Source organism: Sinorhizobium meliloti (assembly GCF_017876815.1).
Taxonomy (GTDB): domain Bacteria; phylum Pseudomonadota; class Alphaproteobacteria; order Rhizobiales; family Rhizobiaceae; genus Sinorhizobium; species Sinorhizobium meliloti.
Genome location: NZ_JAGIOS010000001.1, coordinates 1,734,096 through 1,748,787, shown reverse-complemented (window position 1 = coordinate 1,748,787; position 14,692 = coordinate 1,734,096). Strand labels below are relative to the sequence as shown.

The window sequence follows — 14,692 nt, the reverse complement described above, 5'->3', positions numbered from 1 at the left end:
TGGCCGGAAACATAGAGCTGCCGGGCGGCGTAGAGACGCCGCGCGGCAGCCTTGTCTTAGGGTCGAACGGTCAGTTGCGCCAGCGCGTCGGCGAGGGCGTGAGGGAAGGGCCCATGCCTCCGTCGTTTCTGAAATAGCGCGAGGCCGCCTCGGTGCGATTGCGCACGTTCATCTTCTTGTAGATGTTGCGCACATGCACCTTGACGGTGTTTTCGGACAGTCCGAGGCGATCTGCGATGATCTTGTTCTGCGTGCCCATGCAGATGAGATCGAGAATCTGGATTTCGCGTGTCGTAAGGACGACCTGGCCAAATCCTTTCCTGCGCTCCGGATCGACATTTTCAGAAGCCGTCTCGTTCCGGGTGGCGAGGTCCCGCTCTCCAGGATTCTTCGGCGCGAGGCGCCTGAGCAGTGCGGCGGGAAAATGTTCGCCGCCCTTCATCAGGAGGTCTATGGCGGTGAGGCAGACATCGAGGTGGAGATTCAGGGGCAACACACCGTGGATCATCCCCTCCTCGACCAGGTGCGAAACCGACGCGTCGAGCCCTTCCGCGTTGTCGACCAGCAGGCCGATCGCCGCTTTCGGATGAAACTCATGGATCATCCTGATGATCGACGGAAAGTTTGCCGTCGGCACGCGGTAGAGCATGACCAGCGTCACATCTACGAGGTTGCCGTCCAGAAGGCTGTCGGCGTCCGAAAGCCGCACCACTTCCCGGTCCTGAAAACGCGCCCCGATCGCCTGGGTCAGACACTCGGCGAAGAGGTCCGTCCTGGCTAGCATGACTATTTTGCTTTTTTTCGGTAATACACTTTTGCTGTCTTCGAACCCGCCCAACCCCGAACTCGCACGATACATTATCCCCTCCTCGGACTTCCCCTTGGTTTTTACGGGTTTTTTACCCATGTGGAGAAAGGCCCGCGTTGTGAAAATTGCTTGGATAAAAAAAATTTCTGGAAAAAAAGAATTTATGTTGGCTAATGTATCGTAAATATGGGGGATGTAAAACCGCCCAAAAGGATTAGGTGGCGGCCACAATCCTGTCTAAATCGTTCAAGAACGAACCAATTTTGGGCGAATCCGCGAAATTCGTACGGGATCGGCAACGCCACTCGCGCCTTTCGCCGGGCCCTCGGTTTTGAGGGGTGCCGCACCTTACGCCTCGTCAGTCCCGCGAAGTTCTTCGCAGTAACTCGGACAAGTATTCGCCACTCCGTTTGACGAGGTCGATACTCACATCGGATTATCGCGAAGGTAATGCGGGCCGCGGCCAATACACTCGATCGGGTGCTGACGCAGGTGGCCGGCGCACTTTCCGCCACGGATTCCTGCAGCCGGCCTTCACTCCCGCGTTCCAAGCGGGCCCCGGCAAACGACCTGCACGACTCCGATCAACATTCTCGAGTATTTTCAGTTTCTTAGCGCAGCGGCTGGATCAATGTATATGCACAGCCATGGCGAGGGAAGCGCGAGCTGCGCTCGAAACGAGCGCTTCGGTTGCGGCGCATCGAATATAAGGCGAAAATTCCGAGGCGGCCGGTGCCGAGTCTCATAACCACAATAGGTAGCTTTCACTCAGCAGCGTTCCAGATCACACTCCAATGGTCGCACCAACATTTTGTGCGTCTTCGGTCGTTGTTTCGCGTAGAAGATCGGAAGTATAGATACTTACGTTTATATGCCAAATCTTATGACTATGAATTTATCATACGTATAAATTTAGGCGCTTAGTATCGCGCCAAAATGACATTGCAAGCAGAGACGGAAGATTTCATTTCCGCTAAACCGCCAAAAGAGCCAGCGCCTCAAGAATCCTATAAAAGATGAAGGGTTTCGGTGCTGGCTCCCCCTCTTATGAGGAAGTGCTTATGCCCGATTCCTCACAGAAGAATCTTGGGCTCCACGACAACTTCAGTGCCGATGACGAGCTGAAGACGGGTGCGCTTGCCGATGGCGTAGCGACGAACACGTCCAGCAGGTCGGTTGCCGGTGGCAGCACCAGTCTCACCGAGACCGCCGGGGGCGACTTTGCCTTCTCCCTCGGCGACGGCTTTTCCTTTTCCCTTGACGTCGACAATGTTCTGGGCAATGGCGCCAGCATCTACGAAGCCGGGTTCAGCCTCGCCCAGGCCAATAGCCTCGCCGATCAGGACCGTGCTTATGACGTCAGCAAGAGCGGCAATGCCGATCCCGGCGCAGGTAGCGGAGAACCTGGTGCCGACGGCCTCGCCCCGGATGGTTGGGATCTCAAGGGCGAGGATGCGTCCCACCCCTCGACGGAGACGCCGCCAGGCCCGGTAAATCCGGACTTCCACCACGAAATCGTCCAGGGCGCGAACCTTCTCAGCAACGCCGACGTCAGCACCATCGTTGGCGATCCGGGCGTGATCCCGGCGGGGTCGGATGGCGACGTCGAATGAATTACCGGATGCTCCGGCCGTGCAACGGGGAAGACCGATCGCGGGCGAACGCCCGCACGTTTCCTTCACTCGTATCCGTTTGAAGAAAAAAAGAGGTCGAAGGCACCCTTTGCTGCGGAAAGGGGAAGGATCGGACAATGCACTCGGAGAAGATCAACGAGATCGTTGCGCATTTCATAGGGCTGTTCAACACGGCTATCGATGACGCGCGTATAAGATTTGAATACCTGCAGGGATATGAAACCCCGAAGACTGTGCAAAAGGAAGATTCCGACTACGTACAATCGCCTGATTTCCGGTCTGACTTCGCGTTGAAAAGCTACGATCCCGATATCTCCTACGAACTCCGGGCTTACGACATCGCCCGGCTCGACTCCGCCGATCATGTAGCCCCGTCACGGCATCACCTCGACCAACCGGCCGGCGCGGCGCAAGCCGGACAGGTGGATGTCCGGTCCCGGGAGGACCACGGCATCTCCGGCAACGGCCCCGAAGCGTCGGGTACGATGCCTCCTGCGGGTCCCGACCCGGTGTTCAGCCATATCTATCAGGCAAGCACCCTTCATGACGACGATGTCGTGAACCTGACCGGCATGCTTGTGGAACCGCGCAACCTGACGCATGTTGACCAAACGCTCGAAGATTTTCTCGCGGAAGCCCTTGAAGCCTCGCCCTTCGCGCGGATCGGCGCCGCCGATGCGCCCGCCTCTTTCGCCGCAGGGGTGGCGAACCTTGAAGCACTTGCCTCCATGGCGGGCACCAGCCAACAGGCCGTTCCGGCCGCGCCCGCGACAGGCGGACCGGAGAACCTTCCGCAAGCCGCCTCTCCGGACGAACTGGTGAAGAACGAGTCGGGCGATGCCGTTCTCATCGCAGAGCGCATTGAAGGCACCTATGTCAACGGCACCCGCGCCGAGACCGCGCCGGAACTGCGCGACAATCTTCCCGGGCGAGAGCACACCGCGCACCCCGCCGAGACGCCCCTCGACAAACCGCTTCAGAACGGCGACCTCGACATCGACGCGGGGACCAATGTCGTCGCCAATGTTGCCAGCGTCGTCGGCACTGCCGCGGCCGCACCCGTGACCGCCGTGATGGGCGACTACCATCAAATCGATGTCATCTCGCAATCCTACGTCTATGCCGACAGGGACACGCTCGACGGCGCGATCTCCGGTACATGCGCGACGATGACCACGACCGTCGCACTGAACATAGCAAGCTTCGGGGGAGGCGAATCCGGGGCGAGCCTTCCCGGGGAACCGGAGATTCCGGCCGAATCTCCGACATTCCCAAAAAACTGGCAGGTGAATGTCGTCGAAGGCGACCTTTCCCTCGTCCATTGGATCGAGCAGTACAACTTCGTCAGCGACAATGACAGGCTGACCGTCACCAGGACGGGTGCGGAGACGACCGTACTCAGCGGCGGCAACACGGCAGTGAACGTCGCATCGTTCCTCGGCATTGCCGAGCATTACGATCTGGTCCTCGTCGGCGGCCGGCTAGTCGATCTCAACGTCATCAGCCAGATCTCCATCCTCTACGACAATGACGAGATCGCAGGCATATCCGCCGGCAAGGGCATCGCGCTGGACACGGGCGGCAATCTCGTCTGGAACATGGCCTCGATCGAAAACGTGAGCTCCGGCGTCCGCTTTGAGGCAATGCCGGACTACTTTCATGAGGCCGCCGACCAGATGCGCGAGGGCGACGGTACATTGCCGGACGAACTCCTGCGAGACCATGATTTCGAGGGCTATGCCGACCTGCACATCCTGTTCATCACCGGCAATCTCTACGACATCACGATCGTCCAACAGGTCAGCATTCTCGGCGACGCCGATGCCGTCTCGTATGCCGTCGGCAAGGTGCTCGAAGATGGATCGGAGGCCTCGGTCACGGTGCATACGGGAAACAATGCCGTCGTTAATGTCGCCGAAATCATCGACTTCGACGGTTCCAGCGGGACGACCTATGTCGGAGGCGGGTCCTATTCCGACGCGGTGCTCATTCAATCGGGAATAGTCGACGGGATGCCGGACCTTCAGCGGGAAAGTGGCGGTCTGACGACCGAACTCATCGCCTTTATCGGCGAGGATACGGCGCGGCAAGGCGAAGACATGGACGGCGATGTCGGCACCGACCAGTCCGGGAGCCAGTGGAGCGACGTCATGCATACGATACTGGCTTGAAGCCGATCCGCTTCGAGCCCTTGGGACTGCACAGGTTCGAACGGAAGACCCGTTGGACGGTTCGAACCGAAACGACTTCAAGCGCAAGCGCAGGGGAGCGAGCATGAACGACATGTCGAAGTGGTATGCCGGGCGAGGCAAGCCGCAGCGCCACGATGTCGCACGGCTGGAGCTGCCCGGGACGGCCGAAGCCGAGGCTGTCACACGCTTCGGAAAGCGGTCAGGGTCGGACGGAAAGGCAGCCGCGGCAAGCTTCTCGGAGCGAGAGCAAGCATCGGCATCGACCGATGCGTGCCGCAACGAGGGCGAGGTTCCCAAGGTGGGACGCCGGCAACCCCCAGGGCTGCCGCGAACGATCGACAATGATCCGGGCCCGATGAAGCAAGGCGACCTTCGCCCGGTTGAACCGAGCGCAACGGGTGAAGGGCAAGCGAGCGAAAACGGCGGCGGCCGGAGCACGCTTCACAAGCGCATGGGACCGGCGAACTTCGCCGCCAGCCTGCACAACGGCATGGCCGCTGTCCGGCGCAACATGCTGATCGTCATCGCTTTCACCCTGGCCATCAATGTCCTGGTCCTGGCCATCCCGATCTATCTGTTCCAGATATCCGACCGGGTCCTGACCAGCCGCTCGCAGGACACGCTGGTCATGCTGACGATCGCCGTGCTCGGCGCCGTGGCGCTCCAGGTTATTCTCGACGCGATCCGCCGCTTCATCCTGATGCGCACCGCCGTCGAAATCGAGGTCCAGCTCGGCACACCGATCCTCAGTGCGGCAGCCCGAGCCTCGCTGCACGGAAGCGGCCGGGACTACCAGATATTGGGCGACCTGCAGCAGCTTCGCGCCTTCATCACCTCCGGCACGCTCACCGCTTTCCTCGACGCTCCGCTGACACCGCTCTTCGTGATCGTGGTCTACCTCATACAGCCACAACTCGGCATGATCGTCATCCTGTGCTGTACGGTTCTCTTCGTCATCGCCTATCTCAATCAGAAGGCGACGACAAAACCGTTCAGCGAAGCCAATGCCTCGCTCGGCCGGGCCAATTTTCATCTCGACTCGATGGCGCGCAACGCCCAGATCATCAATGCCATGGCGATGATTCCGGAAGCGGTGAGGATGTGGGGCCAGGAGACGGCGGCCTCGCTCAAGGCGCAGGTCTACGCTCAGGACCGCAACATAATGTTCACCGGCGCCTCCAGGGCCGTGCGGATGTTCACCCAGGTGGCACTTCTCGGCTGGGGAGCGCATCTGGCGATGGAAGGGCAACTGACCGGCGGCATGGTGATCGCCGCTTCGATCATTGCCGGGCGTGCGCTCGCGCCCGTCGAAGGGGCTATCGAAGGCTGGAACCAGCTCAATCACTCGCGTGCCGCCTATCAGCGCATCAGGCAGCTCTTGCTCACCTCGCCCTTGAACTTCCCGCGGCTGCGCCTGCCGAAGCCGGAAGGCAGGCTCGACGTCGAGCGCATCCTCTTCGTCCCGCCGCCGCAGAAGCGGGTGATCCTGAACGGCATCTCCTTTTCGCTGGCAAAGGGGGAATCGCTTGCGGTCATCGGCAATTCCGGCTCCGGCAAGACCACCCTCGGCAAGATGCTGGTCGGTTCGATTCTGCCCACGTCCGGCAGTGTTCGCCTCGATCTCATGGACCTGCGCAACTGGGATCAGCGCCAGTTCGGCGAAAGCATCGGCTACCTTCCCCAGGACGTCCAGCTCTTCCCGGGTACGATCAAGGCCAATATCTGCCGCATGCGCGACGATGTCGACGACAGCTTGGTTTATGAGGCGGCGGTGCTCGCCGACGTGCACGAACTGATCGCAACCTTTCCGCAAGGCTACGAGACCGTGGTCGCCGCTGACGGCGCCCCGCTGTCGGGCGGTCAGAAACAGCGCATAGCTCTGGCGCGCGCCTTCTTCGGCAATCCGAAATTCGTCGTCCTCGACGAGCCGAATTCGAACCTCGACAGCAATGGCGAGGCCGCACTTGCCCGCGCGCTGTTGCATGCCAGGAAGGAGGGCATCACCACCGTCACCATCACGCAGCGCCCTGCTCTCCTGCAGTGTGTCGACAAGATTATGGTGCTGCACGAAGGCACCGTGGCGATGTTCGGCGCCCGAAACGAGGTGCTCGCCGCGCTTGGCGCAAAGGCCGAAGGCGACCGCGGGCAATCCCGCATTCACGGAGAGTGACGATGCAAAGCGACAAGCGGAGCGGCGAACCTCGAAATCCGGCGGAGTGGTATGCCGAGGTCCCCCGTTCGATCCGGCTCCACACCCTGCTTGGCCTGGCGCTGATCGCGATCTCCTTCGGCGGCTTCGGCTACTGGGCTTTCGCGGCACCGCTCGCCGCGGCAATCATCGCGCAGGGAAGCTTCGTCGCCAACGGCAACAACAAGATCGTCCAGCATCTGGAAGGCGGCATCATCGAGGAACTGCTGGTCGCCGAGGGCGACAAGGTCAAGGCCGGCGACATTCTCGTGAAGCTCGACCAGACGGTCGCCCGGGCCAACGCACGTATGCTCAACCTCAAGCGCCTCCGCCTGGAGGCAGTCGTCGGGCGGTTGAGGGCGGAGGCGGTGGGCGAAGACGCCTTCAGCGTACCCCAAATTGTCGCCCGACAGGCCGACGATCCCGACGTCCGCGCCATCATGGAAAGCCAGAACGTCAATTTTCAGAGCAAGAAGATCAAGCTGCGCGACCAGCTGAACCTGATCGACCAGAACATCCGTTCGCTTGAATTCCGGGCCAGGGGATACGCTCTGCAGCAGGCATCGTTCAACCGGCAGCTGGAGATTCTCAACGAGGAGCGGGAGGCCAAGAGCAAGCTCGCCGACAAGGGCCTGATCCGGCGCCCGGAACTCATGGCGTTGGACCGCGCGATCGCCGACGCGATCGGCGAGATCGGCCGGCTCGAATCCGAGGTCAAGGAGAGCTACACGCAGATCGACCGCTACCGCCAGGAGGCGGTCATCGCCGTCAATACCAACAAGCAGGCGGCGCTCGATGGCCTCGAAGCGGCCGAGGCCGATCTCGACGGCGTACGCGAGCAGGTTCGGGAGGCGTCAGAAGTGCTCGGCCGCGCCACCATCCGCTCGCCTGTCGACGGCACCGTCGTGCGCAGCTACTTCCATACGGCCGGCGGCGTCATCGCAAGCGGAAAGCCGATCATGGAGATCCTACCGGCCAATGTGCCGCTGATCATCGAGGCGCAGTTGCTGCGTACCGCCATCGATCAGCTCAAGGTCGGCGAGGACGCGACGATCCGGCTTTCGGCACTCAATCGCCGCACGACGCCGGTGCTGAAAGGCAAGGTCTTCTACGTGTCGGCGGATTCGATCGAGGAGGAAGTAGCCGGCGGCCAGCAGCGCGACGTCTATATCGTGCGCGTCGAAGTGCCGGCGAGCGAGATCGGACGCATCCACGGCTTCCACCCCGTGCCCGGCATGCCGGCCGAGGTGCTGATCACCACCTCGGAGCGCACCTTCTTCGAATATCTGACGAAGCCCATCACAGACAGCATGTCGCGCGCGTTCAAGGAGACCTGAATGCAGGACATCGATGGAAGCCGGTTTCGATCGGCGGAAAATGCAATTGCGCAAATCCGGTCCTGGCGCATCATTCTCGGGACCGCTTGGAGATCGCCATGGCGGCTGCACAGGATGTGCTTTTGCTCGTTGGTCGCCTGAACTACGTGTGGACCAACACCGAAAGCCTGCTGATCTACGTGATCGCCCACCTTCTGGGGGTGGAAAAGGACGCGGCCATCGTCGTTTTCCTGACGCTGAATACGACCCGCGCGCGTATCGATCTGACAGAGCGTCTGGCGAAGCTGCCGCGGATCCCCGTGGCGACTCGCGACGAGGTGCTCGCCATAACCGAGCGCCTGAAGCAGCAATCGAAGATGCGCAACAAGTACAATCACTGCATCTACTCCGTCGACGAGCAGGGCGAGATTTCGAGCACGCAGCTGATGCGGCTCGTCGAAGGCGAGAAGGATGTGCGCTACGGCAAGGTCGAGCAGCTGGATGCACGCGAGATGGCGCGTCTCGACAATGCGGTCCGCGAGATCACCGATATCAGCAAACGTCTATGGACGTTCATTCGATCGAGACCGAACTTCGACGAGCGCTCCATATAGGGGAGCAGCCGAATACCGGCACTCGGTGGTTGTCCTGCGCAGTTGGACGGTGTATACTGAATAGAAGCATTATTATATTCAATTATTCACTAACGTAACGATTTTGGCGAGTATCGAGTATACTGCCTCAAAGAGGCGACAATGACAGTCCACGTTATCGACTGCATCGAAGAATTTAAAAAAAATCATAGAAACTGGAACAAGATATATCGTTCAGATCCGGAAGCGCACGCTTTTCTCTCCTGGCCCTGGCTGCAGGAATACCTTCCGCACCGCGAGAGGTGGCTCATTCTGGCCTGGAAGCACCGCGCCGCCGGAAAACGGTACGACGCGTTCTTGCCGCTCGAGCTGGCGACCTCTCAGGACGAGGACACGGGACTCTTCGTCGACGAAATCCTGATGATCGGCAATCACGGAACCGGACGCACCGGTTTCCTCTGCACACCTGGCCTTGAAAGCGAGGCGGCAGACGCATTCGCCGGCATCCTCGCTTCCGAAAACTGGACAAGCATCCGGTTCGACCGTTGCGGCGCGGCCTCGGCGCGGCTCGACCGGTTGCTCGATGCCTTTCCCGAAGGGGAGTTTGCGCGCGTCGACACCGCCGACGAGGGAGAGAGGATCGACGCCTGCGGGCGTCGCCTCCGCAGTATGCTTCTCAGAACCCTCACGGGCAGGAACCTGCGCGACTGTCTCAATCGCCGCAGCCTCGGCATCGTATTGGAGCGGGCGGTGGCGCTGCACGCCTTCGGCGACTTCCACGGAGCCGAAGCGGGGTATCGGCAGCTGATCCGCACCGTTCCGGGACATATCGAGGCACGCTGTCGCCTTGCGCATCTCTTGAGCGACGTTGGCGACTATGTGGAGGCGGAGCATCTCTATCGCACTTTGCTGCCGGCGGTGCCGAACGCGGACGACGTTCTCCACTGGCTCGGCGACACGCAAATGGCGCAGGCATCCTACCGCAAGGCGGGCAAGACGTTTCAAGAGCTGCTTGCCCGCTATCCGCATCGAGGCATCCTGCGCTATAAACTCGCGGTCGCGCGCTTGGCTTCAGGCCAAAGGGATGCCGCTATCGCCACCTTCCAGAGCTTCCACGACATCGTATCCGATGACGCGAACCACTTCCTCTGCAAGACAAGGGCACAGGAGATATTGATCCGCCTGATGGGTGTCGCCGGCATGGAGGAGCAGGAACAGGAGACGCAAGCGCACGAGGATGCGAATCGGTTGACGGCAGCTGCGCAGCCGCTCCTGACACCTCTGCTGCCCGCGGGCTCATCGGCCCATCTGCATGCGACACCGTCGATATATGGCTGGAAGGCCTCGAAATTGAAGCACTGAAGCCGGTTCCTGTTTGCACCCCGCCACAGCGGCGCGCCCTGCCGGGGCGCGCGCAGTCGCTGTGAACGAGTCCAACAGGTTGGAGGGGGATGCGGGCGGAAAACCGCACGCACTCCCGCTCTGCCTTATGAACGCTTTTGAATGATGCCGTAGACGACGTTACGGTTCGCACCGAACTGCACGCGCGCTTCGATGGCTTCCCTGTCAGCGCTGGCATGGATGATCTGCCACATGTCGAACTCCGATCGAAGCAGCAGCGCCCAGTTCATGAAAGTTTCCATGTAGCCGTCGACATGGATGTCGCGCGCGAAATTGGCAAAGAGGAAGACCCCGTTCGGCTTCAGCATTTCCAGGCATCTGCGCGTGAGCTTCACCGCCACCTTTTCGGTAAGGTAATCGTAAAGCCCGGCGGCGTAGATGAAATCGAACTGGCCGAGCTCCTGTGACCTGGTGAGAAGACTTTTGACCGACCCGTCGACTGCCTCGATGCGTGTTCCCATGAAGTCGCGCGCGATCGAACCGACGCTCAGCGGATCCTGATCGAGGGCGACCCACCGTTTCAGGCTTCCATCCCGCAAGGCTGCCGAGCGGTTGGCCTCGCGCAGGTGCCCGGCCGCGATCGTCAGGATCTCGGCCTCCCCTCCCCGTGTCGCCGCAATCTCATCGACATGGCGCGTCAGCAGGTCGCGCCGCTCCCGCACGGCCACCGAAGACGAGGCCTCCTTGGTGTAATCGTAGAGCGCTCGCCCGAGCGGCGTGGCCTTTGCGACCTCCCCGGCAATGCTCGGATGTCCATAGATGAAGTCGAGCAACTGGGCGTCGCCGGAATAACCTCGGGGCTTTTCGAACGACCAGCGCGTAAACGGGTCCTGCAGGAAGAAGTCCGATACCGCGTGATTCTGCACCAGTGGTATCAGCTCCTGCCAGACGCTCGGCTGATACTTGTTGCGCGCCTCATGAAGAGACCCGGCAATCCTATGTATTATCTCCGCAGGGTCTCGCCTTTGTCCGAACTGTTGCTGCGCGATGTTCAAAATCAGCGCAATCTCGGCCTTTCCTGTCGCCAGCTGTTCTTCGTAAAACTCGATTCTCTGGGAATTGAATTCGGTTGCGATGGCGGCGGGCGTAATGAGGCTCTCGCCGTCTAGTACGATCTGAAATTGGCTCACGCGTTACTCATCCGTTAACTGTTTGTTAACATTATGCGCAGGACGCGGCACCGCGCCAGCCGGGTTTCAAGTTTTCGAATAATATGGTTAATAAAAACAGCCATTGGATTGTTTCAATACACTATTGAACGCTCTTCTGATCTTTGCCAATTCAGCAAAACTTAATTTGCCTCGACTATTGTGCCGGACGTTTCTGGCTGTCTTCGTAGGGCTTGTTGGGATTGGATGGGGCGTGAAACGACAAGAGCGGGATAAGGAAAAGTGTGTGCGGTTTTCCGCCCGCGCCCCGCGTCTCAACTTTTTAGAATCGATCACGTTCATGGTTTCAGGTCGATCCGATCTAAATCATCGTGATCCAGGACGCGCCGATCGCCGCAAGGAGTTTCAGCCTCGCGGCGGGCGGCGCAAAGCGATTGGGATCGGTGCATGAGGCACACGTTGGCCGAGGTAATTGAGATCGATCTGCAGGCGCAGCCGCCCAGACTGCAATCTGTAGAGCTGCAAGCGCTCTACCGGAGAGAAGGCGAAGTCACGCGCCGGATGGCAAGCCGCCAGGGCCTCTGGGTGGCCGTGGCCGTCTATCTGCTGTTCGCGGCCACGGATATCCTGCTCGTTCCGGATGTCGCGTTTTATGCAATCCTGGCACGCCTTGCGGTGGGCGCTACGGCGATTGCCGCCATCGAGACATTGTTTCGGCTGGATGCCGAGACGAAGTGGTTCGATCTCACCTGCGCAGGGGCACTCGTGGCGGGCTATTGGGGTTGGCTGTTCCCGTCGCTGATGACCAGCCAGACCGAGAGTATTTCCTATTACATGATTTTTGGCGCGATATTCATGATGGGCGCCAATCTATTCTTCAGTTTTCACTTTCGCCTGTCGGTCGTAACCTCGGGAATCGTCCTCGCCACGTTCTTTCTCGCCTTGATTTTCTATATACCGAAAAGCGTGTCCTATCAGGTCGCCTTCGGAACCTTCTACGTCTCGTGCTTCGTCTTCACGTCCTATGTGAACTGGAAGCTCAACCGGGAGCGCTACAAGGTCTTTCTCAATGCCTTCGAGGCGAAGATCCAGCAGAAGGAAGCCTCGGACCGCGGAAAAGCGCTGCTGCGGCTGTCGCATACCGATTCGCTCACGGGCCTCGACAACCGTCGCGCGGTCGACCAGAAGCTCCGGGACTATTGGAGCGACTGGCAAAGAGGCGGGAAGAGCTTCGCAGCAATCCTTATCGACGTCGATTTCTTCAAGCGGTACAACGACTTTTACGGCCATCAGGAAGGCGATCGCTGCCTCGTTCTCGTTGCCAATGCACTGAAGGAGTCGATCGCGCCCTACGATGGCTCGATCGGCCGTTATGGCGGCGAGGAATTCATCGTGCTCGCACGGCTGAAGACGCGGGAGCAGGCTGCGGATCTGGCGGAAGCCGTACGGCACAGTGTCGAGACGCTCGCGCTGCCGCACGAACAGCGCCGCGACGGCATGTCGATCGTGACGGTGAGCGTCGGCGCGGGTTTCACCCGGAACCAGATCGGTTCGAAGCTCGAGAGGCTGATCCATGAAGCGGATCGCGCTCTCTACGGGGCAAAGGCCAACGGCCGTAACTGCGCGCGCCTCTTCGATCCGAACGACCCGCAAAGCAGCGACGAAAGCGAGAACATCGCCGCGCTCCTGAAAATTGCGATCGACCAGAATCTCGTCTCACTCGTCTATCAGCCCATACGTGACGTCGCCACCGGCCGGGTAGACGCGGTCGAGGCATTGATGCGGCTCAAGATGCTGGATGGCACGTCCGTCCCTCCGAGCCTCTTCGTGCCGATTGCCGAGAGGACCGGGGCCATTCTCGATCTCGGCCGCTGGGTCATAGGCATGGTGTGCCAGGAACTCCTGGCAAGCGAGCATGTGCCCGTCGTCAGCGTGAACGTCTCGCCGATCCAGCTCAGATCGCCAGGCTTCGCAGCTTCGGTCGCGGCCATTCTCGGCGAAACCGGAGTGGCCGGCAGCAGGCTCGCCTTCGAAATCACCGAGGGGCTCGAGATGGAGATGCATTCCGATATCCTGCGTTGCATCGCCGATTTGAAGACGCTGGGCATCAGAATATGGCTCGACGATTTTGGAACCGGCTTCGCCGGCCTGTCATGGCTGCGCCTGATCGACTTCGATACGGTGAAGATCGACCGATCGTTCCTTCACGATTGCGACACGCCCAAGGGCAAGGCGATGCTCAGGGACATTATCGGCCTGGTGCGAAACCGCGGGCACAAGATCCTGGTCGAGGGTGTCGAGACGGAGGAACAGCTCGCGCTCATGCGGCAATTCCGGATCGACCACGTCCAGGGCTTCCATGTGGGGCGACCCGCGCCTGCGCGAAATTTCCAGACCCCTCCGCCGACGGACAAACGCCGGAGCCGCGCGAGGCCGCATTAGATCACGATGTTTTTAGGGTCGGGTCGACCTAAAAGCATGAACGTGACCGGTTCCAAGAGGTGGAGACGCGGGATGCGGGCGGAAAACCGCACACACTTTTCCTCATCCCGCTGATTGGGCCGACCGGCAAGGGCGGAGGGAAGGACGCTTCCCTCAAGATCTTCGCAACCGCTGTGCGACCCCGGATCGCTATTTCCGCGCGAGGCTGAAGGAAAAATGGCTGCCGCGGTGGTAGTCGACGGAATAAACGACCGGCACGCCGCTCGCATTGAAACAGGTCTCGCGGATCAGCAGCGCCGGCCCGAAATCCCGCAGATCGTTGCGCTCCACCACGTCCTCCGGAAGCATCACCGCCGTGACCGTAGCAGCGGACATGCGCGGCCGGTGTCTATACTGGTCGAGCAGATCGAGCAGCGAGCCGCCCCATTCGATGTCATAAAGGCGGCTCGGAATGATGCTGCGCGGGATGTAGTCGAGACAATAGAGGATCGGCTCGTCCTTGTGCAGACGCAGACGCTCGAGACGGATGACACGTTCGCCGCTTGCGAGCCGCAATTGCCCCGCCGTGACCGCGTCGGGCATTTCCTCGGCGATCGAGAGTACCTTGTTGACGGTCGCATAGCCGTAATGGCGCGTCATGTCGGTGACGCTCTCGAAGACGGTGATCGGCCTTTCGACATGGACCGCAGACGCCGCCGAAACGAACCGGCCGCGGCCGTGTTCGACATAGATGACGCCATCCTGTTCCAGTAGCTTCAATGCCTCCCGCAGCGCCGGGCGGGATATCCTGAAACGCTCCGTCAGCTGCGCCTCCGTCGGAAGCTTGTCGCCCGGAGCGAGCCCCTGCTCCCGGATCAGATCGGCGATGCGGTCGCGAAGCTGTATGACCAGGGTGCGCGTGTCGCGAAGGGGCTCGGGCAATTCCTCTCTCCCAATGACGGCAAAATATGATCCTTCTTGTCTGACAAATCCAGGAAGGTCAAGGGACAGCTATTCTAGCTTATACCCT

The 14,692-nt window shown here is 60.4% G+C and carries 10 protein-coding genes; 7 read left to right on the top strand and 3 right to left on the bottom strand.

Translation table 11 applies throughout. The features are described 5' to 3' along the window. Positions 1–70: 70 nt before the first annotated feature. Entirely contained in the window at positions 71–859 is a 789-nt protein-coding gene (locus tag JOH52_RS08175; RefSeq protein WP_013844875.1) for a helix-turn-helix transcriptional regulator, read from the bottom strand. Between the two features lie 1,010 nt (positions 860–1,869). On the opposite strand from JOH52_RS08175, the gene JOH52_RS08170 reads away from it, so the two are divergent. The 6 genes from JOH52_RS08170 to JOH52_RS08145 all read left to right on the top strand — a co-directional run bounded on the left by JOH52_RS08170 (position 1,870) and on the right by JOH52_RS08145 (position 10,093). Continuing rightward, on the top strand, positions 1,870–2,421 hold the full coding sequence (locus JOH52_RS08170; RefSeq protein WP_010970305.1) for a hypothetical protein: 552 nt from the start codon (positions 1,870–1,872) through the stop codon (positions 2,419–2,421). 137 nt (positions 2,422–2,558) lie between these two features. Further along, positions 2,559–4,613 (top strand): hypothetical protein, encoded by a 2,055-nt coding sequence (locus tag JOH52_RS08165; protein ID WP_010970306.1) that lies wholly within the window; start codon positions 2,559–2,561, stop codon positions 4,611–4,613. 103 nt (positions 4,614–4,716) lie between these two features. Continuing rightward, the gene (locus tag JOH52_RS08160; RefSeq protein ID WP_013844877.1) at positions 4,717–6,804 is read left to right on the top strand and encodes a type I secretion system permease/ATPase; all 2,088 of its coding nucleotides are present in this window, start codon (positions 4,717–4,719) and stop codon (positions 6,802–6,804) included. A 2-nt stretch (positions 6,805–6,806) separates the two neighbouring features. Beyond that, positions 6,807–8,159, top strand: coding sequence for an HlyD family type I secretion periplasmic adaptor subunit (locus JOH52_RS08155; protein WP_010970307.1), 1,353 nt, complete (start codon positions 6,807–6,809; stop codon positions 8,157–8,159). Between the two features lie 98 nt (positions 8,160–8,257). After that, positions 8,258–8,752: a hypothetical protein gene (locus tag JOH52_RS08150; RefSeq protein ID WP_013844878.1), complete on the top strand. Its 495-nt coding sequence runs from the start codon at positions 8,258–8,260 to the stop codon at positions 8,750–8,752. Positions 8,753–8,893: 141 nt separating this feature from the next. Then, positions 8,894–10,093: a tetratricopeptide repeat protein gene (locus JOH52_RS08145; RefSeq protein ID WP_010970309.1), complete on the top strand. Its 1,200-nt coding sequence runs from the start codon at positions 8,894–8,896 to the stop codon at positions 10,091–10,093. Positions 10,094–10,218: 125 nt separating this feature from the next. Here JOH52_RS08145 and JOH52_RS08140 read toward each other — a convergent pair whose 3' ends face one another. Continuing rightward, the gene (locus JOH52_RS08140) at positions 10,219–11,262 is read right to left on the bottom strand and encodes a class I SAM-dependent methyltransferase (protein WP_010970310.1); all 1,044 of its coding nucleotides are present in this window, start codon (positions 11,260–11,262) and stop codon (positions 10,219–10,221) included. Between the two features lie 426 nt (positions 11,263–11,688). Here JOH52_RS08140 and JOH52_RS08135 point away from each other — a divergent pair, with 426 nt between their 5' ends. Beyond that, positions 11,689–13,683 (top strand): putative bifunctional diguanylate cyclase/phosphodiesterase, encoded by a 1,995-nt coding sequence (locus JOH52_RS08135; RefSeq protein WP_013844880.1) that lies wholly within the window; start codon positions 11,689–11,691, stop codon positions 13,681–13,683. 189 nt (positions 13,684–13,872) lie between these two features. Here the strand turns inward: JOH52_RS08135 and JOH52_RS08130 are convergent, their stop codons facing one another. Beyond that, complete coding sequence (locus tag JOH52_RS08130; RefSeq protein WP_003535703.1) at positions 13,873–14,604, bottom strand: GntR family transcriptional regulator; 732 nt, start codon at positions 14,602–14,604, stop codon at positions 13,873–13,875. Positions 14,605–14,692 lie beyond the last annotated feature (88 nt).